The 21583-nt window shown below is 61.2% G+C and carries 20 protein-coding genes (1 of these 20 running past the window's edge); 4 read left to right on the plus strand and 16 right to left on the minus strand.

Going from position 1 to position 21583, the window contains the following annotated elements:
• On the plus strand, positions 1-430 hold the 3' portion of the coding sequence (locus NXC14_RS19855) for a M23 family metallopeptidase (protein WP_085779596.1). 1511 nt of this gene lie to the left of the window's left edge; 430 of the gene's 1941 nt are visible here — the last part of the coding sequence; its start codon lies beyond the left edge, outside the window; it ends in the stop codon at positions 428-430.
• Positions 431-485: 55 nt separating this feature from the next.
• On the opposite strand, the gene clpB is transcribed toward NXC14_RS19855, so the two are convergent.
• The 6 genes from clpB to NXC14_RS19885 form a co-directional block, all read right to left on the minus strand.
• Positions 486-3086: an ATP-dependent chaperone ClpB gene (gene clpB / locus NXC14_RS19860; RefSeq protein WP_085779597.1), complete on the minus strand. Its 2601-nt coding sequence runs from the start codon at positions 3084-3086 to the stop codon at positions 486-488.
• A gap of 253 nt (positions 3087-3339) precedes the next feature.
• The gene (locus tag NXC14_RS19865; RefSeq protein WP_085779598.1) at positions 3340-4068 is read right to left on the minus strand and encodes a DUF4167 domain-containing protein; all 729 of its coding nucleotides are present in this window, start codon (positions 4066-4068) and stop codon (positions 3340-3342) included.
• Positions 4069-4411: 343 nt separating this feature from the next.
• Positions 4412-5272, minus strand: a complete 861-nt coding sequence (prmC, locus tag NXC14_RS19870) for a peptide chain release factor N(5)-glutamine methyltransferase (protein WP_085779599.1) — start codon at positions 5270-5272, stop codon at positions 4412-4414.
• Positions 5269-6348 carry a peptide chain release factor 1 gene (prfA, locus tag NXC14_RS19875; RefSeq protein WP_085779600.1) on the minus strand — a complete coding sequence of 360 codons (1080 nt, stop codon included), beginning with the start codon at positions 6346-6348 and terminating at the stop codon, positions 5269-5271. The genes prmC and prfA overlap by 4 nt, the downstream gene beginning before the upstream one ends.
• A 28-nt stretch (positions 6349-6376) precedes the next feature.
• Positions 6377-8644, minus strand: coding sequence for a phosphoenolpyruvate--protein phosphotransferase (gene ptsP / locus NXC14_RS19880; protein WP_085779601.1), 2268 nt, complete (start codon positions 8642-8644; stop codon positions 6377-6379).
• Positions 8645-8733: 89 nt separating this feature from the next.
• Complete coding sequence (locus NXC14_RS19885; RefSeq protein WP_011426959.1) at positions 8734-10008, minus strand: aspartate kinase; 1275 nt, start codon at positions 10006-10008, stop codon at positions 8734-8736.
• Positions 10009-10302: 294 nt separating this feature from the next.
• Between NXC14_RS19885 and ubiG the strand changes: the two genes are divergently transcribed.
• Complete coding sequence (ubiG, locus tag NXC14_RS19890; RefSeq protein WP_085779602.1) at positions 10303-11049, plus strand: bifunctional 2-polyprenyl-6-hydroxyphenol methylase/3-demethylubiquinol 3-O-methyltransferase UbiG; 747 nt, start codon at positions 10303-10305, stop codon at positions 11047-11049.
• Between the two features lie 64 nt (positions 11050-11113).
• Here the strand turns inward: ubiG and NXC14_RS19895 are convergent, their stop codons facing one another.
• From NXC14_RS19895 to NXC14_RS19910, 4 genes are read right to left on the minus strand one after another with little or no spacing between them, the layout of a single operon-like run.
• Positions 11114-11542 carry a DUF1178 family protein gene (locus NXC14_RS19895; protein ID WP_085779603.1) on the minus strand — a complete coding sequence of 143 codons (429 nt, stop codon included), beginning with the start codon at positions 11540-11542 and terminating at the stop codon, positions 11114-11116.
• Positions 11539-12396 carry a carbon-nitrogen hydrolase family protein gene (locus NXC14_RS19900; protein WP_085779604.1) on the minus strand — a complete coding sequence of 286 codons (858 nt, stop codon included), beginning with the start codon at positions 12394-12396 and terminating at the stop codon, positions 11539-11541. Before NXC14_RS19900 ends, NXC14_RS19895 begins: the two co-directional genes overlap by 4 nt.
• 10 nt (positions 12397-12406) lie before the next feature.
• Positions 12407-12664 carry a glutaredoxin 3 gene (gene grxC, locus NXC14_RS19905; RefSeq protein ID WP_085779605.1) on the minus strand — a complete coding sequence of 86 codons (258 nt, stop codon included), beginning with the start codon at positions 12662-12664 and terminating at the stop codon, positions 12407-12409.
• Positions 12665-12696: 32 nt separating this feature from the next.
• Positions 12697-13473, minus strand: coding sequence for a ComF family protein (locus tag NXC14_RS19910; RefSeq protein WP_085779606.1), 777 nt, complete (start codon positions 13471-13473; stop codon positions 12697-12699).
• Positions 13474-13550: 77 nt separating this feature from the next.
• Between NXC14_RS19910 and NXC14_RS19915 the strand changes: the two genes are divergently transcribed.
• A complete protein-coding gene (locus NXC14_RS19915; RefSeq protein ID WP_085780205.1) occupies positions 13551-14435 on the plus strand; it encodes a methyltransferase domain-containing protein in 885 nt (294 codons plus the stop codon).
• Positions 14436-14450: 15 nt separating this feature from the next.
• On the opposite strand, the gene NXC14_RS19920 is transcribed toward NXC14_RS19915, so the two are convergent.
• The 6 genes from NXC14_RS19920 to NXC14_RS19945 form a co-directional block, all read right to left on the minus strand.
• Positions 14451-14618: a Flp family type IVb pilin gene (locus tag NXC14_RS19920; protein ID WP_085779607.1), complete on the minus strand. Its 168-nt coding sequence runs from the start codon at positions 14616-14618 to the stop codon at positions 14451-14453.
• 82 nt (positions 14619-14700) lie between these two features.
• Positions 14701-15018 (minus strand): hypothetical protein, encoded by a 318-nt coding sequence (locus tag NXC14_RS19925; RefSeq protein WP_064697586.1) that lies wholly within the window; start codon positions 15016-15018, stop codon positions 14701-14703.
• A 126-nt stretch (positions 15019-15144) separates the two neighbouring features.
• Positions 15145-15558, minus strand: a complete 414-nt coding sequence (mutT, locus tag NXC14_RS19930) for an 8-oxo-dGTP diphosphatase MutT (protein ID WP_085779608.1) — start codon at positions 15556-15558, stop codon at positions 15145-15147.
• Positions 15555-16361, minus strand: coding sequence for a GNAT family N-acetyltransferase (locus NXC14_RS19935; protein WP_085779609.1), 807 nt, complete (start codon positions 16359-16361; stop codon positions 15555-15557). Before NXC14_RS19935 ends, mutT begins: the two co-directional genes overlap by 4 nt.
• Positions 16342-17583: a bifunctional glutamate N-acetyltransferase/amino-acid acetyltransferase ArgJ gene (gene argJ / locus NXC14_RS19940; protein WP_085780206.1), complete on the minus strand. Its 1242-nt coding sequence runs from the start codon at positions 17581-17583 to the stop codon at positions 16342-16344. The genes NXC14_RS19935 and argJ overlap by 20 nt, the downstream gene beginning before the upstream one ends.
• Positions 17584-17697: 114 nt before the next feature.
• Positions 17698-18579 (minus strand): peptidylprolyl isomerase, encoded by an 882-nt coding sequence (locus NXC14_RS19945; RefSeq protein WP_085780207.1) that lies wholly within the window; start codon positions 18577-18579, stop codon positions 17698-17700.
• Positions 18580-18825: 246 nt separating this feature from the next.
• On the opposite strand from NXC14_RS19945, the gene secA reads away from it, so the two are divergent.
• Entirely contained in the window at positions 18826-21540 is a 2715-nt protein-coding gene (gene secA / locus NXC14_RS19950; protein ID WP_085779610.1) for a preprotein translocase subunit SecA, read from the plus strand.
• Positions 21541-21583: the final 43 nt, after the last annotated feature.

Consider the following 21583-nt stretch of genomic DNA (forward strand, 5'->3'; position numbering starts at 1 on the left):
TTTCGCCCGAATGCATACAGGCGTCGATTGGGCCGCGCCACGTGGCACCGCGATCATCGCCGCCGGCAATGGCACAGTCGAAAAAGCCGGTTGGGATTCCGGCGGATACGGCAACCAGACGATCATCCGCCATGCCAATGGCTACGAATCCTCCTACAATCACCAGAGCGCCATCGCCAAAGGCGTCGTTCCCGGCGCGAAAATACGTCAGGGCCAGGTGATCGGCTGGGTCGGCACCACGGGAGAATCAACCGGCCCGCACCTGCATTACGAGCTGATCGTCAACGGCACCAAGGTCGATCCGTTGCGCATCCGCCTTCCGGGCGGGAAGTCGCTGCAGGGCGAGGCGCTGGCGAAATTCGAAGACGAGCGAAAGCGTATCGATACGCTGCTGAACAACCCGACGCCGGAGCAGGTGGCGAGCAAGTAATCTCTAAACGAAATGGCGGCCGAAGCCGCCATTTCTCATTCCGAAGCAAACTAAATTAAGCCGCAGCGCTGACCGTCTGCCGCGTGCTGAACTGCAGCCGGTCCGAGCCGTTCGTCACCTTGACAGTCGATCCGTCCGGCACCTGGCCCGACAGGATCTGCTCGGCCAACGGGTCCTGCACGAACTTCTGGATAACCCGCTTCAGCGGCCTTGCGCCGTAAATCGGATCGTAACCCTTGTTCGCCAGCCAGTGACGAGCGTCCTCGTCAAGGTCGATGACGATCTTGCGTTCGGACAGCAATGCCACCAGCCGCTTCAGCTGAATGTCGACGATCGCACCCATCTCCTCGCGTTTGAGGCGGTGGAAGAGAATGATCTCATCGATGCGGTTCAGGAATTCCGGCCGGAAATGCCCACGCACGACATCCATCACCTGCTCGCGAACCGTATCGCTATCGTCGCCGTCCCGGAGCTGCGTCAGATATTCGGCTCCGAGGTTCGAGGTCATGATGATCATCGTATTGCGGAAATCGACTGTCCGGCCCTGGCCGTCTGTCAGCCGTCCGTCGTCAAGCACCTGCAGCAGGATGTTGAAGACGTCGGGATGTGCCTTCTCGATCTCGTCGAACAGCACGACCTGATACGGCCGTCGGCGTACGGCTTCCGTCAGCGCTCCGCCTTCGTCATAGCCGACGTAGCCGGGAGGTGCACCGATCAGTCGGGCGACGGAGTGTTTCTCCATGTATTCCGACATGTCCATGCGCACCATCGCCGTTTCGTCATCGAAGAGGAAGCGGGCGAGCGCCTTGGTGAGCTCCGTCTTGCCGACGCCGGTCGGGCCGAGGAAGATGAACGAGCCGATAGGCCGGTTCGGATCTTGCAGGCCGGCGCGGGCGCGGCGGACGGCGCGCGACACGGCCTGAACCGCATCGCCCTGGCCGATCACCGATTTTGCCAGCTCGTCTTCCATCCGAAGCAGCTTGTCACGTTCGCCTTCCAGCATCTTGTCGACCGGGATGCCGGTCCAGCGGGAAACGACATGGGCGATATTGTCGGGGCTGACGACCTCCTGCACCATCGCGCCGCGCTCGCCGTCCTGCTTCTCGGCTTCGACCAGTTGCTTTTCGAGATCCGGAATGACGCCGTAGGTCAGTTCGCCGGCGCGCTGGAACTCGCCCTTGCGCTGGGCGATCGCCAGTTCGTTGCGGGCATCGTCGAGCTGCTTCTTGAGATCGGCGGCAAGGCCGAGCTTCTGCTTTTCCGCCTGCCAGCGGGCCGTAAGCGCATCGGCCTCCTCTTCAAGCGCGGTGAGTTCGGTCTCAAGCCGCTTCAGCCGGTCGGCGGAAGCAACGTCGGTTTCCTTCTTCAGCGCCTCGCGCTCGATCTTCATCTGAATGATCCGGCGGTCGAGTTCATCGAGTTCTTCCGGCTTGGAATCCACCTGCATGCGCAGTCGCGCCGCTGCCTCATCCATCAGATCGATCGCCTTGTCGGGCAAAAAGCGATCCGTGATATAGCGGTGGGACAGCGTCGCGGCGGCGACCAGCGCCGCATCGGCGATGCGCACCTTGTGATGTTGCTCGTATTTCTCCTTGAGTCCGCGCAGAATCGATATCGTGTCTTCGACCGTCGGTTCGTCGACGACGACGGGCTGGAAGCGGCGCGCAAGCGCCGGATCCTTCTCGACATGTTTGCGATACTCGTCGAGCGTTGTCGCGCCGACGCAATGCAGCTCGCCGCGGGCAAGGGCGGGCTTCAGAAGGTTCGAGGCATCCATCGCCCCGTCCGCTTTGCCGGCACCGACCAGCGTGTGCATTTCGTCGATGAACAAAATTATCTCGCCGTTTTCCGCCTGCACTTCATTGAGCACGGCCTTCAGCCGCTCTTCGAATTCGCCGCGGTATTTCGCGCCGGCAATCAGCGCGCCCATGTCGAGCGCCATCAGCTTCTTGTCCTTGAGCGATTCCGGCACGTCACCGTTGACGATGCGCAGAGCCAGACCTTCGACGATCGCGGTCTTTCCGACGCCCGGCTCGCCGATCAGCACCGGATTGTTCTTGGTGCGGCGCGACAGGACCTGGATGGTGCGGCGGATCTCATCGTCACGGCCGATCACCGGATCGAGCTTGCCCTCGCGGGCCTCGCCAGTGAGGTCGCGGGCGAACTTCTTGAGTGAATCGAAGCCCTGCTCGGCACTGGCGGAATCCGCCGTCCGGCCCTTGCGGATATCGTTGATGACTTGGTTGAGGCCTTGGGCCGTCACGCCTGCATTCTTCAGCGTCGAATAGGTCGAAGCCGAGGATTCGATCGCCAGCGCCTGCAGCAGACGTTCGACCGTGACGAAACTGTCGCCGGCTTTCTTGGCCGCCTCTTCCGCGGTCGAAAGCACCTTGGCGAGCGGCTGCGCTAAGTAGATGTTGCCGTTGCCGCCTGATATCTTCGGCAACTTGGCAAGAGCCGCGTCATTGGCGAGGCGAGCAGCCTTGACATCGCCGCCAGCACGCTCGATCAGCGACGCGGCCATGCCCTGATCGTCATCGAGCAGAACTTTGAGCACGTGTTCGGGTGAAAATTGCTGATGCCCCTGCGCCAGCGCATAGGTCTGGGCCGACTGGATGAAACCGCGCACCCGCTCGGAATATTTCTCGATATTCATATTCTACCTCCATTGATCGCCCTGCCCTTACGAGGCGCAGACCGATGATTGAGATCGACCCCCTTAAAAGGCAGGTCGCGCTTGGCCCGTCTGGGATTTGGGCGAAGCAGTCGAAGAGAATATGGTACGCTGTTCCGGGAGTTTAAAGAGCCCGTAAGACGAAAATCCCCGGTACGAAGGCCGGGGATTTTCAAGGAAATTCGAACAGATGGCATAAGTACCCGGCTCTCCCCGAAAGGAACGGCCAGATCCCTTATTCCGATGCGGCATCCGCCAGAACCGGTGCCTCGGCGGAAGCACCCTCGCCTTCGGGGGCTGCATCGCCGTCTGCGCCGCGACGCGGGCGACGGGGACGATTGCCGGGGCTACGACGACGGGGCTGGCGTTCGCGTGACTGGCCGGCAGAGCCTTCCTCGTCCATGGCGACCTCGGCGGGAATGCCTTCGATCTCCGGCTGTGGGCCGGTTCCGTCGATGATTTCGGGCTGGGGTGCCGGGGCAGGCGCCGCAACTGGTGCCGGCGCCGGCTTTGTCTGCGCCTGCGGCTGATGCTGTCTGCTCTGCGGCGGCTGGACGACGACGACATCGTCGCCGTCATTGTCGCTGACATCGATGTCGTCGCTGTCGCGATCCGTCGCGTCGCGGTCATTGTAGTCACTGCGATCGTCGCGCTGGAACCGCTCCTGCATCTGCGCCTGAGCGCTGGCGATGATCCGATTGTAATGTTCGGCGTGCTGAAGATAATTCTCGGCTATCACACGGTCGCCGGAGCTCTGGGCATCACGGGCAAGCTGCGCATATTTCTCGGCGATATGCTGTGCAGTACCGCGAATCTTCACATCGGGGCCGGAGCTGTCATAGGTCCGGGTCAGCGGGTTGCCGCCCTTGCGGTTGAAATTGTTGTTATTGTTATTTCCGCCGCCGCCATTGTTATTGTTGTTACCACGCCCTCGACCGCGCTTGTTTTGCTGTCCTGGCCTCATAGATCGTTCACCTGAATTCTCTGTTTGTGATGGATACATGGCACCAACCGCCATGACCGGAAAACCGGGTCAGGACCTTTGTGCCGCGAGCATACTGCGCCTTTGCGCCGACCTGCCGCTTGGTTCTCAAGTCAGTTTGACTGATTCACGCGTTGGGTCGTGTTCAACCGTTGAAACTCTCGTTTAAAAGAGCGGACCCCCGAGGCAAACCAAGTACCGAACGAATCTCGTTCATTCCTATCTGCCCAACACGTGTCCGCAACCTATATTGCTTCCCTGGGAAATCCAAGCCTTTTCTTCGCAATAGCAATAATGTCCCGCCCAATGCCGCAATTATCGCCTTTTACGCGAGCGCGAAAACGAGCGCCCTGTCGTTCTGACCATAATCTTTCACGGATTTGAGGCACCTGAAGCCTTCCGCTTCGAAGATCGCCGTCACATCGTTTCGCTGATCGTAGCCGATTTCCAGTCCCACGACCCCTTCGGGCCTCATGAACCTTGCCGCATCCTTGGCTATGGCTTTGTAAGCGTCAAGCCCATCCGGGCCGCCATCCAGCGCTGCAACCGGATCAAATTTCGTCACTTCAGGAGCGAGATCGTGAATGACATTGGAGGCAATATAGGGCGGATTTGAGACAATCGCGTGAAACGAGCCCTGGATGTTCTCGAACCATCTCGACTGCACGGCCTGAAAGCGATCCTGCAACCCGTTTCTTTCTGCGTTTGACTTTGCCGTCCGAAGTGCATCCGACGATATGTCGCTGCCGATACCTGACGCCTCGGGACATTCGCTCAAAAGCGCAAGGCATATCGCCCCAGTCCCGGTTCCGATATCAAGAATATGGAGATGGCGTTGCGCCATTGCAAGGTCCTTCAGATAAGGAAGCACCGTATCGACCAGGATTTCCGTATCCGGACGCGGCTCCAGAGTTTCCGCCGACAAGCCAAGCGGCAGACCATAAAATTCCCGCTCGCCCAGAATACGATGCACCGGCTCATGGCCGAGCCGGCGTTCCACCGCCTTGAAAATCACATCAATCTGCTCAGGTGAAAGCCTCTCGGCCGACCGCGTCAACAGCTCCGTCGACGACAGTTTCAAAAGACCTGCGACAAGCAGCCGCGCATCGGTCGCCGGATCGACAATGCCCGCCTCTGTGAAACGACGGCGCGCTTCGGCAAGCGTATCGGCGACCGTAGCGCTCACTGCTGTTCGCCGAGCTGCGCCAGCTGGCTTGCCTGGTAGTCGGCCATCAGCGCATCGACGACCTCCTCGATCTCTCCTTCCATCATCCGGTCGAGCTTGTAAAGCGTCAGATTGATGCGATGGTCCGTGACGCGCCCCTGAGGGAAATTGTAGGTACGGATGCGTTCGGAACGATCACCGGAGCCGACCTGGCTCTTGCGATCGGCCGAGCGCTCGCTGTCGGCGCGCTGCCGCTCGGCGTCGTAAAGCCTGGAGCGCAGCACCTGCATCGCCTTGGCGCGGTTCTGATGCTGCGATTTTTCCGAGCTGGTGACGACGATGCCTGTCGGCAGGTGGGTGATGCGCACTGCCGAGTCCGTGGTATTGACGTGCTGGCCGCCGGCTCCCGAAGAGCGCATGGTGTCGATGCGGATGTCTTCCGGCCGGATCTCGATGTCGATCTCCTCGGCCTCCGGCAGCACCGCCACCGTCGCGGCCGACGTGTGAATGCGCCCGCCCGCCTCGGTCTCCGGCACGCGCTGCACGCGGTGCACGCCAGATTCGAATTTCAGCTTGGCGAAGACGCCCCTTCCGGTGATCGTCGCAATGATTTCCTTATAGCCGCCGGCTTCGCCCTCGCTTGCCGAGAGCACTTCGACTTTCCAGCCCTTCTCGGAGGCGAAACGCTCGTACATGCGAAAGAGATCACCGGCGAAAAGTGCTGCTTCCGAGCCGCCGGTGCCGGCGCGGATTTCGAGGATTGCACTTTTCTCGTCGGCCGCATCTTTCGGCAGAAGCAAAATTTGCATCTCCTGCTCCAGCGCCTCGATCCGCTCCTTCACCTCGGGCAGTTCGAGTTCGGCGAGGTCTCGCATCTCACGATCGACCGATTTGTCCTCGAGCAGCGTTTCGAGATCGGCAAGCTCGGCGACAGCCTTCTCAAAGGCGCGGATCTTCGTCACGACAGGCTGCAGCTCGGAATATTCGGATGCAAGCTTCACATAAACATCGGCGGCCGGACCGGCCGACATGCGCGCCTCGATCTCGCCGAAACGGCGTTCCAGCTCGCGCATCTTTTCAACGGGAAGCTTCGCCACCCTGCACTCCGATTCTTCCTATATTTCTCTAAAGGGGAATATTGTGGCTCTCGGCGAAGCGGGCAAGCACCTCGCGCATCGGCACCGTGCTGCGATGATCGTCCAGCACTTCGTCCATCACCTTCGCCAATGCCCCGACATCAAGCCCGAGCAGCATCGCCTTTACCGGACCAATCGAGGCCGGCGACATCGAGATCGAGCGAAAGCCGACGCCAAGCAGCGCCATTGCCGAAAGTGGCTTGCCGGCAAGCTCCCCGCAAAGCGTCACGGGCGTCTTGTTCCGATCCGCCCCACGCACGATATCGCGGAGGATCCGCAGGAAAGGCTTGCCAAGAGGGTCGAAGCGATCCGACACCCGCGCATTGCCACGATCGACCGCCATAGAAAACTGGAAGAGGTCGTTGGAACCGACCGAGACGAAATCGACCGCCTCCATCAGTTCGTCAAGCTGCCAGAGCAGCGCGGGTACCTCCAGCATCGCTCCGAATTGCAGCTTGCGCGGCAGCCCATGCCCGAAGCGCGATAGATGCTGCACTTCCTTCTGCAGGAGCTCGCGCACCATCTTCAACTCGGAAACCTCGGTCACCATCGGCACCATCAGCTTCAGCTCGGTGCCGGCCGATGCCTTCAGCAGGGCGCGCAGCTGGGTGCGCAACAATCCCGGCCGGTCGAGCGACAGCCGGATCGCGCGCCAGCCGAGCGCGGGATTTTCTTCCTCATGGCCTCGGAAATAAGGCACCACCTTGTCGCCGCCGATATCGAGCGTGCGGAAGGTGACCACGCGGCCTGCCGCCTGTTTGATCACATTACGGTAGAACTGCTCCTGCTCTTCCGCTTTCGGCATGGTCGAAGCGATCATGAACTGCAGCTCGGTGCGGAAGAGACCGATACCCTCCGCACCCGATTCCAAGAGCTGCGGCAGGTCGACCAGCAGGCCGGCATTCATCATCAGCGAAATCCGCTGGCCGTCCTTGGTGACCGGCTCGATGGCGCGCAGCGCCCGGAACTGCTCCTGCCGCCTCGCGCGGAAGCGCACCTTTTCTTCGTAGGAGCGCCGGTGATCGGCCATCGGGCGAAGATGCACATGCCCTTCGTCGGCGTCGATGATCACGGCATCGCCATTCTCGGCGAGCGCCACAACGCCCGCCGCCTGGCCGATGACGGGAATGCCCATGGCGCGGGCGACGATCACCACATGGCTTGTCACCGCCCCTTCTTCCAGCACCAGTCCGCGCACATTGGCGCGGGGATAATCGAGCAGCTCGGCCGCTCCCATGGCCCGCGCCAAGATAATCGCGTCATTGGGAAAACCTTCGGCGGTCGTGCGCCCGGTATAACCCGTCAACTGCCTGAGCAATCGGTTCGCCAGATCCTCGAAATCATGCATGCGTTCGCGCAGATAAGGGTCGGTCAACCGCATCATCCGCGCCTTGGTGTCGCTCTGCACCTTTTCGACCGCCGCTTCGGCGGTCAGGCCGTTGCGGATCGCCTCCTCGAGTTTGCGCACCCAGCCCTGGTCATGCGCAAACATACGATAGGTTTCGAGCACCTCGCGATGCTCGCCTTCCATCGACACGTCACGGCGCGACAGCATGTCGTCAATCGAGATCCTGAGCGACCCCATGGCCTCCGCCAGCCGCCGGATCTCCTTCTCCGTATCCTCGTTCAGCAGGTTGGTGACGACGATGCGCGGCTCGTGCAAGACGACATAGCCGAGGCCGATGCCGTCATTATAGGTGTCGCCGTCGATCGTCACCGAGCGTGTCAGATCAAGTTCGAGGCCGGGCTTGGTGATCTTCTTGAGCTCGCCGGTGGCGATCATCTCGGCAAGCACCATCGCCGTCGTTTCGAGCGCTTCCACTTCCTCGTCGCGATAGTTTCGGCTCGCCTTGTTCTGTACGACGAGAACGCCAAGCGAGCGCCCGGTCCTGAGGATCGGCACACCGAGGAAGGAATGGTAGATTTCTTCGCCCGTCTCCGGAAGGTAACGGAAGGCCGGATGCGACTGCGCGTCGGAAAGGTTCAGCGGCTGCGCCGAGGCCGCAATCGTGCCGACCAGGCCCTGTCCCATCTTCAGCTGCGCCAGGTGCACCGCCTCTCGGTTGAGGCCTTCGGTCGCATAGAGTTCGAGCACACCGTCGGCGCGCAGCACGTAGACGGAGCAGACTTCCGCCACCATGTTGCTGGCAATCTGGCGGACGATCCGGTCAAGACGATCCTGCGGCTCCAGCGGCTCTGCCATCAACTCGCGCAGCCGCCTGAGCAGCACGCGCGGACCGCCGGAAAGGTCTCTCATGGCGTCTCAAGCTCCCGAAACAACGCACTCAGTCCCGGCAGGCCGGCCCTCGTCTACTCAACCTGAAGGGGCAGGCCGCCCACTGGGAATCAATTCTTATCCAGACCGTAGCAGGAATGCAAAGTCCTGACAGCGAGTTCTGCATAGGGACCGTCGATCAGGATGGAAATCTTGATCTCGGAGGTGGTGATCGCCTTGATGTTGATGCCTTTTTCGGCAAGTGCACGAAACGCGGTGGCAGCAACACCCGCATGGCTGCGCATGCCAATTCCGATGACCGAGACTTTCACCAGCCCCGATTCGTTCTGCACGACATCGTAACCGATCTTCTCCTTATGGTCGCCGAGCACCTTGATCGCCTTCTCGACGTCGCCTGACGGCACGGTGAAGGTCATGTCGGTCTTCGATCCGTCCTCGGAGATATTCTGGACGATCATGTCGACATTGATATGGGATTCGGCAAGCGGCCCGAAGATCGCGGCGGAGACGCCCGGCCGGTCAGCAAGACGGCGAAGCGAGATCTGAGCCTCATCCTTGGCATAGGCGATGCCGGTGACTACTTCCTGTTCCACGATTTCATCCTCGTCACAAATCAGCGTTCCGGGCGGGTTCAACAGATCGCCCATGCCCGGAGCATCGGGATCTTCGAAAGACGATCGCACAAAGGTACGCACCTTGTGCACCATGGCAAGCTCGACCGAGCGCACCTGCAGCACCTTGGCGCCGAGCGAGGCCATTTCGAGCATTTCCTCGAAGGCGATCTTCTTCAGCCTGCGCGCCTGCGGCACGATACGCGGATCGGTCGTATAGACCCCGTCCACATCGGTATAGATATCGCAGCGATCCGCTTTGACAGCCGCGGCAATGGCGACGGCCGACGTGTCCGATCCGCCGCGTCCCAGAGTGGCGATGCGGTTGTCGGGTCCCAGCCCCTGGAAGCCGGCGATGACGGCGACCTGTCCCTCGCCCATGCGTTTGATGATGTCGGAGCCGTCGATTTCCAGAATCCGGGCAGCGCCATGCGCATTGTCCGTGCGGATCGGAATCTGCCATCCCTGCCAGGACCGCGCATTGATATCCATGGCCTGCAATGCAATCGCCAACAGCCCCGAGGTCACCTGCTCGCCGGAGGCGACGACGGCATCATATTCCCGCGCATCGTAAAATGGCGAATTGGCGCCGATGACCTTCGGCGTACCCTGCACCCAGCCGACCAACTCATTGGTCTTGCCGGACATGGCCGAGACCACCACCGCGACCTCGTGGCCGGCATCGACTTCGCGTTTCACGTGGCGGGCAACGTTCTTGATGCGGTCCAGGTCAGCGACGGACGTGCCGCCGAATTTCATTACGATGCGTGCCATATGCCTCTACCACGACTGGCGCCGGACAGCGGAAACCCTACCCGGCATCACGAAAGCTCTGGGGCGAACCGCTTGGCGAAAGAGCCGGGCTTCCATTTCTGGAACCGCTCTAAAGCCCAGGCCCCTGAAGGCCCCAAGTTGCGGCGTCTCTTAGCGAGTTTGGCGGGGGGAGGCAAGCGTACACGATAAAAGCAATTACCGGCCATTTGCACGCTCGCCCCTCCCTTATGCGCCGCCCCTTGACTTATGCCCCCGATCGTCCGACTTCACATGACATGAACGATGGAGAACACCATGACGAAAACCGCCAGAAGCACGATCGACCAGGGCGAAGTGGACCGCTTCTCGGCGATGGCGGCGGAATGGTGGAGCCCGACCGGCAAGTTCAAGCCACTGCACAAGTTCAATCCCGTCCGCCTCGCCTATATAAGAGACAAGGCCTGCGAGAATTTCGGCCGTGATCCGAAAAACGCCCGGCCGCTCGAAGGTCTGCGCGTGCTCGATATCGGCTGCGGCGGCGGCCTCCTGTCTGAGCCAGTCGCCCGCATGGGCGCCTCCGTCGTCGGCGCCGATCCTTCCGAGAAGAATATCGGCATTGCTTCGACCCACGCCAAGGCGTCCGGCGTCCCGGTGGACTATCGCGCCGTCACTGCCGAGGAGCTTGCAGATGCCGGCGAGACCTTCGATATCGTCTTGAACATGGAAGTGGTCGAACACGTCGCCGACGTCGAACTCTTCATGACGACCTGCGCGAAAATGGTCCGCCCCGGCGGCCTGATCTTCGTCGCCACTATCAACCGCACAATGAAGGCGGCGGCCCTTGCCATCTTCGCCGCCGAGAACATATTGCGCTGGCTGCCGCGCGGGACGCATCAATATGAAAAGCTGGTGCGCCCCGAAGAATTGGAAAAGCCGCTCGCGGCAAGCGGTCTCGAGATCACCGACCGCACCGGCGTCTTCTTCAACCCGCTGTCGAACCAGTGGAACCTGTCCCGAGATATGGATGTGAACTATATGTTGCTGGCGAAGCGGCCGGCATAATCAACAAGCCGGCTACACTTCGGCGGATGCTCCCGCCAAGAAGGCCGAGTGCACTGACTGCATCTTAGTTTACGTCCTCCGGCAGCACTGGAATGGCGGCGATCTCAATGCCCTCTTCGACGAGCGCCTGGGCCTCGTCGACCGTCGCCTGCCCGATGATGCCGCGGGCATCCGCCTCGCCATAGTGGATCTTGCGGGCCTCCTCAGGGAACTTCGCACCGACATCCTCGGAATTGGCCTTGACGGCCGCGACCGCCTCTTTCAGCTTTTCCAGGGCCTCGCGGCGCATGGCGTCCATCGCCAGCGTCTGCCGCTCGTCCTTCTTGCGCGCGGTCGACACCGAAGGCGCCATCAGGAGCTTGGAGACGGCGGCGGAATGGCAGACCGGGCAGGTCAGGAAGCCGCTGGCGACCTGGCGGTCGAAATCGGCGCTTTCCGAAAACCAGCCTTCGAACTCATGGGCATTGTCACAGGTAAGGGAATAGCGGATCAAGCGGCGACGCCTCCTGCGACTGCCCCCGCGATCTTCTCGACCGAGAATTCCCGGCCATTCCTCAGATTCGGGATCTTGTCACGGGCGGCCTTGACCGCGCCGGGATCGATCTCGGCGAGGATGATCGCCTCGCCGGTCGCGCCGGCGGACACCAATACCGTTCCCCAAGGATCGATAATCATCGAATTGCCAAAAGTCTCGCGTCCGTCCTCGTGGCGGCCGGCTTGCGCAGCAGCAATGACAAAGACACCGTTCTCGATCGCGCGTGCCCTCAGCAGGATTTCCCAATGCGCCTCACCGGTCTGCCTGGTGAACGCGGCGGGAACCGTCATAACCTCGGCACCGGCGATCGCCTGCGCACGGAAGAGCGCCGGAAATCGAACGTCGTAGCAAATGGCGAAGCCCATTTCTGCGAAGGGCAGCGACAGGACGCGCGCTTCCGAGCCGGCCGTATAGGCCGCACTTTCTCGCCAGCTTTCGCCATTGTCGAGATCGACGTCGAACATGTGGATCTTGTCATAACGATTGAGAATCCGCCCATTGGGACCGAACAAGAACCCGCGGTTGGCAATCTTGCCGTCGGCAAGCGCGATCGGCGTCGATCCGACATGCATGTAGATGCCAAGTTCCGCTGCAAGCGCCGAACCGGTCTTGACGATGATATCGCGAGTCTCGTCGGCAAGCACGGCGCGTGCCGCCGCCCGATCACGCTGCAACATTCCGGTCATTTCGGGTGTCTGCACATAGGTCGCGCCTTGAGCGGCTGCCTCGCGCACCAGCCGCGCCATCGCTGCGGCGTTCTTTTCCGGATCGACCCCGGAGCACATCTGGACGGCGGCGGCCCTGAAGCTCATCGGTTCGTCCTCAGGCCGCCAGCATCGGATCGAGCTTGCCGGCCCGGTCGAGCGCGAAGAGGTCGTCGCAGCCGCCGACATGTTTGGTGCCGATGAAGATCTGCGGAAATGTCGTGCGCCCGTTCGCCTTGCCGATCATCTCCTGGCGGAGATCCGGCGAATATGTAGCGTCATGCTCGACATAGTCGACACCCTTCTGTTCGAGAAGGGACTTGGCGCGGCTGCAATAGCCGCAGAACTGCCGTGTATAGATCGTGACGGGTACCATGATATCTCCAGACGAATGCCGGGTATTTTCTGTCATATAGGCTCGGAGAGAGCCCTTGCAAAGGTCAAAACCGTTATCTCGGCCGCACCCGCCTTGCGCAGCATCCGGCTGGCGGCGGCGACCGTCGCCCCGGTCGTATAGACGTCGTCGACAAGCACAATACGCTTGCCGAAAACGTCGTTCTCGCAGCCTTTGGCAATCGCGAAAGCACCTCTGACATTGTCCTCGCGCGCCTTGGCGCCGAGGCCGACCTGCTGACTGGTGCGCTTGACGCGGATGAGCGTTGCGGCAAGCAGCGGCTTGCCCGATAGGCTCGCCATATGGCGGGCAAGTTCGGCAGCCTGGTTGAACTTACGAGCCAGCATGCGGGTGCGGTGCAACGGCACCGGGATCAGCGCATCGCAGCTTTCCACCGCGCCGTCGGAGGCGCGCAGCATCCAGCCGGCCATCATCGGCGCCAGATCGGTACGATCGCGATATTTCAACCCGTGAACAAGATCTCGGATGGCATGATCGTGCGTCGCCGCTGACCGCAACCGGTCGAAAGGCGGCGGATTGGCGATCGCCTCGGCGCTGAGGATGCCGACGCCGAGATCATGCGAGAAGGGAATGCCGAGCACTTCGCAATAGGGCCGCTCGATGAATCGGATGCCGGACCAGCATTTCGCACACAGTCCGCGATGGTCGCCGGTCGAAATGCCGCAGACGGAACAGGCGGGCGGATAGAGAAAATCGGCGAGCGCCGAAAACGGTCGCAGGAGATGCGCCCGGAGCAAATCTGCCGGCCATTCGGAATAGATCCGTTTCATAAGGTCGAGACTAGCCTGTTCTCTTCGAAAGGAAAATCGCCTTGCCGCTTCAGCGAGCCGGGACTATGGACATTCCCATGGAAACGATCTTCGACAGAGCCCTGATCGCCGCACATCGCCATCGCGCGCTTGTCAACAACGACCTGAAAGCCGCTTTCCTGCTCGACATCGCGGCCGAGGAAATGGCCGAGAGGCTTGATGTCGTCGAGCGGCGCTTCGACACCGCCGTTGAATTGCATGGCACGACCGGTGCAGCCGCCCGCGCGGCGCTGGCGACGGGCAAGATCGGCGCGATGATCCGCGTGGAGAGCGAAAGGGCCTATACGGGCCCGGGCGAAAACTTGATCGAGGCGCCGCTCGAGGAGGTGCCGCTTCCGCCCCAATCGGCCAATCTCATCCTCGCACCGCTCAGCCTGCATCTGACCAACGATACGCCCGGCGTTTTCATCCAGATTCGGCGCGCCCTGAAGCCGGACGGCCTGTTCCTGGCGGCCATTCCCGGCGCCGGCACGCTGCAGGAACTGCGTGAAGTACTTTTGGCCGCCGAGGTCGAGACGACGGGCGGCGCAAGCCCCCGTGTCGTTCCCTTCGCCGATGTGCGCGATATCGGCAGTCTGATGCAGCGCGCCGGCTTCACCCTGCCGGTGATCGACGCAGAGAACTATACGGTCCGATATGACTCGCTCTTCCCGCTGATGCGCGATCTCAGGGCGATGGGCATGAGCAATCCCCTTGCAGCCCGCAGCCGCATGCCGCTGACGCGCGCCTTCTTCCTGCGCGCCGCAGAGATCTACGCCGAACGATATTCCGATCCCGACGGACGCATTCGCGCGACATTCTCGATCATCTATGTCTCCGGATGGGCTCCGCACGAGAGCCAACAGAAGCCGCTCCAGCCGGGCTCGGCCAAAGCACGCCTTGCCGACGCGCTGAAAGTGGACGAACACAGGCTCAAGCAGTGATCGTCCGCAGCTTCTTCAATTGACGGTGATATTGTTGCTGACCACGTTGAAGACGTTCTGCAGGCTGCCGGTGAAGATGCCGAGACCGGAGACAAGCGCCGTGCAAATGATGGCGGCGATCAGGCCGTATTCGACCGCGGTTGCGCCGATGTCATCTGCAAGAAATGCTTTCCAAAGGCGCATTACCCCAACCTTCTGCGTGAACCGCCTGCAACGATCAATTCCACAGCCACCGAGCGATGGCCGTCATTCCAAGCGTCCGGCTTCAGCAACCGGCGCCGACGCCGTAGCCTTGGACGACGCAGACTGAGCCGGGCGTGTCCTGAAGGACGCTACGACGAATCGTATAGTGCTTGCCGCTTTCGTTCTTCGGAATCGATCCGGTGGTGATCGTATCGAAATCGACAGGTGCGCTCGCAAAGACGCTTTTCTTCGAGGAATCCGCAAGCATGGGCGTCAGAATCAACGTCAACGCGACCACCGCCGTGCCGAACAGAAGGGCGATATTGAGCGCACCCGTCCTGCGCGAGGCAGACGAAGCCCGTTCCTTTTCCCGGACAGCTTTCCAGAAATCATCGTCCATGACGTCAAGCCTTTTAATACACGCACGCCAGATGCTTGATTGAGGCCGATCTTTGGCAGAAGGTGTTAAACGATCCATTAATATCCACAGCCGAAAATGCCGCGGCGAGACAATAATCAGCTAATGCTAAAGTAAATCCTGCAACATCGGGATCAGCGGCTCGTCGGCCGGCGGCATCGGGTAATCCCGTAGCGCCTGCGCACGCACCCATTTCAGAGCCTGCCCCTCGCGGCCCTGGGCAATCCCCTCATAGCGCCGGCAGATATAAAGCGGCATCAGCAGGTGGAACGTCTCGTAGGAATGGCTGGCAAAGGTGAGCGGCGCCAGGCAGGCGATCTTGGTCTTGACACCAAGCTCCTCCTCGAGCTCGCGCACCAGCGTCTCCTCCGGAGTCTCGCCGGGCTCGACTTTCCCTCCGGGAAACTCCCAGAGCCCCGCCAGCGACTTTCCCTCAGGACGCTGTGCCAATAGGATACGCCCGTCGGCATCGATCAGCGCACAGGCGGCGACCAGCAATATCTTCCGGCCTGCCTCGCTCATCGCGACCCTCGCTGCCAATAGCAGTAATGATAGGCGTCGCGAAACCCGAGGCGCTCGTAAAGCGCGATGGCCGGGCGATTGGAAAGCTTGACCTGCAGCCAAGCCGAACGGGCGCTACGCATGCGCGCCCAGCGTAGCGCTGACGTCAAGATTTCGGTGCCGAGCCCTTCGCGCCGTCTCGTTTCGCAGACCGAAAGCGACATGATGCCGGCAAGATCGTTATCCTGGACGCAGAGCACGGTCGCGAGCGGTCCCTCCACGGCATTCTCGATGAGGAAAAGCCCCGACGGCGGCTTGATCGCCGAAATGATTTCCGCAAGCGCCGGTTTCAGGCTCACTGGCGCCCCGTCGACCGCCAGATTGGCATCGACGAAACGACCGACATCGTGGGTCGGCAGATGATCGAGAGTGTCCGGCAGCTCGGCCTCGGTGAGATCGCAGGTCATCACCACGGTCTCGTCGAACCGTGTCCAGTTCCGGGCGCTGAGAAGCTCGATCAGCACCGGCGAGGCGAGCGGTGTTTGGCGGACCACGGCGGCGCGGCCATAGGCCTCGAACTTCCGGCTCGCCTTTTCCAGACGGATCTCGACATCGCGATGGTCCGAGGGGTCGAGCGGCACAATGGAATTCAGCCGGTTGGACGGGTGGCCCGCCGTCAGCCGCACCTGCCAGCTGCCGTCATATTGCACGGACGCCGCCGGCCAGGCGCGAAAGCCGACGGCCTCCAGCCTGCGGACCAACGGCAGATTCTTTGAAGATATGGATGCCTGGCCCAATGGACGATCAGCTCCGATAGTCGCCATTGATTGCAACATATTCCTTGGTGAGGTCGCAGGTCCAGACGGTTGCCGACCCCGTACCGAGGCCGATATCGACTTTAACGGGGATGTCCTGCGCTTTCATCACATTCGAGGCGGCGGCCTCGGAATAATCCGGGTCACGCTCGCCGTTGACGGCGACCCTGATATCGCCGAACCAGATGGCGAGCCGGTCACGATCCGCCATCTCCCCGGCTTTGCCGACGGCCATGACAATACGGCCCCAATTGGCGTCTTCGCCGGCGGCCGCCGTCTTGACCAGCGGCGAATTGGCGATCGACAGCGCAATGCGCTTGGCGGCGGCATCGCTCTCGGCGCCCGTTACAGTGATTTCGAGCATCTTGGTGGCGCCTTCGCCGTCGCGCACAACCTGCAGCGTCAGGTCCTTCAGCACTTCGTTCAGGGCGGCGCGGAAAGCTGCAAGGCGCGGATCGTCGGCGCGTTCGATGTGGGCCTGGCCTTCCTCGGCCGCAGCCCCCGTCGCAAACAGCATCAGCGTATCGGAGGTGGACGTGTCGCTGTCGACGGTCATGGAATTGAAGGTCGGCCCGACGCCGTCGGACAGAAGCGCCTGTAGCGCTTCGGAGGCGATATCGGCATCGGTGACGACGAAGGAGAGCATAGTCGCCATGTCGGGCGCAATCATGCCGGCGCCTTTGGCAATGCCGTTGATCGTCACGGCCACGCCGCCGATCTCGGCGCTGCGGGTCGAAACCTTCGGATAGGTATCGGTCGTCATGATCGCCTTGGCGGCTTCGAACCAGAAATCGCCGGTCGCCTCGGCCTGCATCCTGTCAAGAACGCCAGCGAATTTGGTGGCATCGAGCGGCTCACCGATGACGCCGGTCGATGCCAGATAGATCTCGTTTTCGCCGCAGCCGACGGCCGCAGCAGCCGACTTCGCCGTCAGCGCGGTCGCCTGGCGGCCCTTCATGCCGGTAAAGGCATTGGCATTGCCGGAGTTGACGACGACGGCGCGCGCAGTGCCGTGGGGCAGGTTCGCACGGCAGAAATCGACTGGCGCGGAGGGGCATTTGGAACGGGTGAAGACGCCCGCGACCGATGCCGGCTTATCGAAGACCATCATCAGCACGTCGGTGCGGTTCTTGTACTTGATGCCGGCCGAAGCCGTCGCCATGCGCACGCCGCGCAGCGAAGGCATCGGAACGAAGGATTTCGGGGCGAGCGGCGAAACGGAACCGGACATGATGAAACCTGCCAATGAGCATTTCCCGGCGACTGAAAGAACCGGCTCGCCGGCCGGAAATGCGACAACAACGATAAGGAAGGGCCCGGAAGAACCGGGCCCTGATGCGAATATTTACTGCTTCGGCGCCGGCTGGGCGGGCTCGCTGCCCGGCTCCGGCTGCTTGTTGGCCTCGTCGTAACCCTTGCGCAAAGTCTCGTCCGAGATCTCGATCTTGGCAGAAGACTTCGCCTGATTGAGCAGGGCAAGATACTTGTCGCGCATGACGAGCTGACGAACCTGGTCCTGCACCTGATCGAAAGGCGGCGGCGGAGCGTCGCGCTTGTCCTCGACCTTGATGACATGATAGCCGAAATCAGTCTTGACCGGCGTTTTCGAATAGGCACCCTTCTCGAGCGCGAAGGCCGCGTCCTCGAACTCCTTCACCATACGGCCGCGCGAGAAATAGCCGAGATCGCCACCTTCCGACTTGTTGGGGTCGGTGGATTTTTCCTTGGCGAGTTCGGCGAAATCCTTGCCGGCGTCAAGCTGCTTGATGATGTCCTTGGCTTCGTCCTCAGTCTTGACCAGGATGTGGCGGGCGTGGACTTCTTCCTGCTTCGGCAGGGCTGCGACTTCCTTGTCGTAACGAGCCTTGATTTCGTCAGGCGTCACTGTGTCGACGACGTGCTTCTTGAAATAGGCGTTGTGAAGCTCACGATCGGTGAGATACTGCATGCGCTTCTTGAATTCGTCGGTCTGGTCGAGCTTCTCAGTCGTGGCACCGGTCGCAAGCAGTTTCACATCGATGGCTGCGGAGAGCGCCGCGACCTTCTTCTGGTCATCGGGAAGCTGCGCCAGCTGCGGATCGAGGTTGGCAACGGCGAGATCGAGTTCAGACTGGTGGATCTCCAGATTGCCGACCATGGCGACGACGGCGTCCTCTGCATGGGCCGGAGCCTGGAATGCAACAAAAGTTGCAAACGCCAGCACGGCGAATTTATTGGTGCTCAACATCAAATAACCCTTCACAGTTACATCGCCGGCTTCAGCATCGCCTGTTCCAGCTCAAAATAGCCATCAACACCGGATTGTGGCCTTTCTGTATCCGCCAAATCCGTTGACATCATTCGACCCCCCTCTTATCTGTCACGCAACCTCGCGTCCAGAACAGTTTCCGGGCGTTTCAAGGCGTGCGCCTGATTTTCGGCTGGGCCACGGACAAGAAACGTCGCGGATGAATATTGAGAAAGGACCAGTCACATGGTCAGCTTTGGCGGTATAGCCCGCAAGTTATTTGGGTCGTCCAATGATCGCCGCGTGCGGTCCTACCAGCCGAACGTCGCCGCGATCAACTCCATCGAAGAGAAGACGAAGGCGCTGACGGACGAGCAGCTCGCGGCAAAGACCGTCGAATTCCGCGCCCTTCTCGCCGAAGGCAAGACGCTCGACGACATTCTGATTCCCGCCTTCGCCGTCGTGCGCGAGGCGTCGCGCCGCGTTCTCGGCCTGCGACCTTTTGACGTACAGCTGATCGGCGGCATGATCCTGCATTCGAATGCGATCGCCGAGATGAAGACCGGCGAAGGCAAGACCCTCGTCGCCACCCTGCCGGTCTATCTAAACGCGCTTTCCGGCAAGGGCGTGCACGTCGTCACCGTCAACGACTATCTTGCCCAGCGCGATGCCGCGACCATGGGCCGCGTCTACGGCTTCCTCGGCATGACCACAGGCGTCATCGTCCATGGCCTCTCTGACGAGGAGCGCCGCGCGGCCTATGCCTGCGACATCACCTATGCCACCAACAACGAGCTCGGCTTCGATTATCTGCGCGATAACATGAAGTACGAGAAGAATCAGATGGTCCAGCGCGGCCACAATTTCGCGATCGTCGACGAAGTCGACTCGATCCTCGTCGACGAAGCGCGCACGCCGCTGATCATCTCCGGTCCGCTCGACGACCGTTCCGAGCTCTACAATACGATCGACGCCTTCATTCCGCTGCTCGCGCCCAGCGATTACGAGATCGACGAGAAGCAGCGTTCCGCCAACTTCTCCGAAGAGGGCACCGAGAAGCTGGAAAACCTGCTGCGTCAGGCCGGCCTCTTGAAGGGTAACGCGCTCTACGACATCGAGAACGTCGCGATCGTCCACCACATCAACAATGCGCTGAAGGCCCACAAACTCTTCCAGCGCGACAAGGACTATATCGTCCGCAACGACGAAGTCGTCATCATCGATGAATTCACCGGCCGCATGATGCCGGGCCGGCGTTATTCGGAAGGCCAGCACCAGGCGCTCGAAGCCAAGGAAAAGGTGCAGATCCAGCCGGAAAACCAGACGCTGGCGTCGATCACTTTCCAGAACTACTTCCGCATGTACGACAAGCTCGCCGGCATGACAGGCACGGCGCAGACCGAAGCGGAAGAATTCGCCAACATCTATAATCTCGACGTGGTCGAAGTCCCGACCAACCTGCCAATCAAGCGTATCGACGAGGACGATGAGGTTTATCGGACCTTCGACGAGAAGTTCAAGGCGATCATCGACGAGATCCTCGATGCTCATAAGCGCGGTCAGCCGGTGCTCGTCGGTACGACCTCGATCGAGAAGTCGGAGCTGCTTGCCGAGCGCCTGCGCAAGCAGGGTTTCAACGACTTCCAGGTGCTGAACGCCCGCTACCACGAGCAGGAAGCCTATATCGTCGCCCAGGCCGGTGTACCGGGCGCCGTCACGATCGCCACCAATATGGCCGGCCGCGGCACCGACATTCAGCTCGGCGGCAACCTGGAAATGCGTATCGAACGCGAGCTCGGCGATGTCGAAGCCGGTCCGGAGCGCGACGCAAAGGTCCAGGCGATCGTCGAGGAAATCAAAACTCTCAAGGAAAAGGCGCTTGCTGCCGGCGGTCTCTACGTCATCGCCACCGAACGCCACGAAAGCCGCCGTATCGACAACCAGCTGCGCGGCCGCTCCGGCCGTCAGGGCGACCCCGGCCGCTCGAAATTCTACCTTTCGCTTCAGGACGACCTGATGCGCATCTTCGGCTCCGACCGCATGGACAGCATGCTGACCAAGCTCGGCCTCAAGGAGGGCGAGGCGATCGTCCATCCGTGGATCAACAAGGCTCTCGAGCGCGCGCAGAAGAAGGTCGAAGCCCGCAACTTCGATATCCGCAAGAATCTGCTGAAGTATGACGACGTCCTCAACGATCAGCGCAAGGTGATTTTTGAGCAGCGTCTCGAGCTGATGGAATCGACCAATATTTCCGAGACCGTCTCCGACATGCGCCGCGAAGTGATCGAGGATCTGGTCGAAAAGCATATCCCCGAGCGCGCCTATGCCGAACAGTGGGATGCCGTCGGCCTGAAGACCGGCGTTGCCAATATCCTGAACCTCGATCTGCCGATCGAGGAGTGGTTCAAGGAAGAAGGCATCGGCGAGGATGACATTCGCGAGCGCCTGACGCAGGCCGCCAATGCCGCCTTTACGGAAAAGGCCGAGCGCTTCGGCGACGACATCATGCATTATGTCGAACGCTCGATCGTCATGCAGACGCTCGATCATCTCTGGCGCGAGCATATCGTTAACCTCGACCATCTGCGCTCCGTCATCGGTTTCCGCGGTTATGCCCAGCGCGATCCGCTGCAGGAATACAAGTCCGAAGCCTTCGAGCTTTTCACCGGCCTCCTCAACAATCTGCGCGAGGCCGTCACCGCTCAGCTGATGCGCGTCGAACTGGTGCAGCAGGCGCCTGCAGAGCCCGAACCGCCGGTGATGCAAGCTCATCACCTGGATCCGACGACAGGCGAGGACGATTTCGCCCCGATCTACCAAGCTTCCGAAGTCTTCGTCTCACCTGAGAACCGGAATCCGGACGATCCCGCCACCTGGGGCAAAGTCGGGCGCAACGAGGCTTGCCCCTGCGGTTCCGGCAAGAAATACAAGCATTGCCACGGCGCCTTCGAGCAGGTCTGAGGCAAATCGCGAAAAACTGGAAATGCCGCCTTGGGGCGGCATT

It is taken from the genome of Rhizobium sp. NXC14, from assembly GCF_002117485.1.
GTDB lineage: Bacteria > Pseudomonadota > Alphaproteobacteria > Rhizobiales > Rhizobiaceae > Rhizobium.

What these genes read in the sequence shown, in the direction of transcription:
- ubiG (WP_085779602.1), top strand. Translation starts at nt 10,303, where the DNA reads ATGACGAAAACCGCCAGAAGCACGATCGACCAGGGCGAAGTGGACCGC.
- secA (WP_085779610.1), top strand. Translation starts at nt 18,826, where the DNA reads ATGGTCAGCTTTGGCGGTATAGCCCGCAAGTTATTTGGGTCGTCCAAT.
- NXC14_RS19945 (WP_085780207.1), bottom strand. Translation starts at nt 18,579, where the DNA reads ATGTTGAGCACCAATAAATTCGCCGTGCTGGCGTTTGCAACTTTTGTT.
- NXC14_RS19920 (WP_085779607.1), bottom strand. Translation starts at nt 14,618, where the DNA reads ATGCGCCTTTGGAAAGCATTTCTTGCAGATGACATCGGCGCAACCGCG.
- grxC (WP_085779605.1), bottom strand. Translation starts at nt 12,664, where the DNA reads ATGGTACCCGTCACGATCTATACACGGCAGTTCTGCGGCTATTGCAGC.
- mutT (WP_085779608.1), bottom strand. Translation starts at nt 15,558, where the DNA reads ATGAGCGAGGCAGGCCGGAAGATATTGCTGGTCGCCGCCTGTGCGCTG.
- NXC14_RS19935 (WP_085779609.1), bottom strand. Translation starts at nt 16,361, where the DNA reads ATGGCGACTATCGGAGCTGATCGTCCATTGGGCCAGGCATCCATATCT.
- NXC14_RS19910 (WP_085779606.1), bottom strand. Translation starts at nt 13,473, where the DNA reads ATGAAACGGATCTATTCCGAATGGCCGGCAGATTTGCTCCGGGCGCAT.
- ptsP (WP_085779601.1), bottom strand. Translation starts at nt 8,644, where the DNA reads ATGAGAGACCTTTCCGGCGGTCCGCGCGTGCTGCTCAGGCGGCTGCGC.
- argJ (WP_085780206.1), bottom strand. Translation starts at nt 17,583, where the DNA reads ATGTCCGGTTCCGTTTCGCCGCTCGCCCCGAAATCCTTCGTTCCGATG.
- NXC14_RS19900 (WP_085779604.1), bottom strand. Translation starts at nt 12,396, where the DNA reads ATGAGCTTCAGGGCCGCCGCCGTCCAGATGTGCTCCGGGGTCGATCCG.
- NXC14_RS19885 (WP_011426959.1), bottom strand. Translation starts at nt 10,008, where the DNA reads ATGGCACGCATCGTAATGAAATTCGGCGGCACGTCCGTCGCTGACCTG.
- NXC14_RS19925 (WP_064697586.1), bottom strand. Translation starts at nt 15,018, where the DNA reads ATGGACGATGATTTCTGGAAAGCTGTCCGGGAAAAGGAACGGGCTTCG.
- NXC14_RS19865 (WP_085779598.1), bottom strand. Translation starts at nt 4,068, where the DNA reads ATGAGGCCAGGACAGCAAAACAAGCGCGGTCGAGGGCGTGGTAACAAC.
- clpB (WP_085779597.1), bottom strand. Translation starts at nt 3,086, where the DNA reads ATGAATATCGAGAAATATTCCGAGCGGGTGCGCGGTTTCATCCAGTCG.
- NXC14_RS19915 (WP_085780205.1), top strand. Translation starts at nt 13,551, where the DNA reads ATGGAAACGATCTTCGACAGAGCCCTGATCGCCGCACATCGCCATCGC.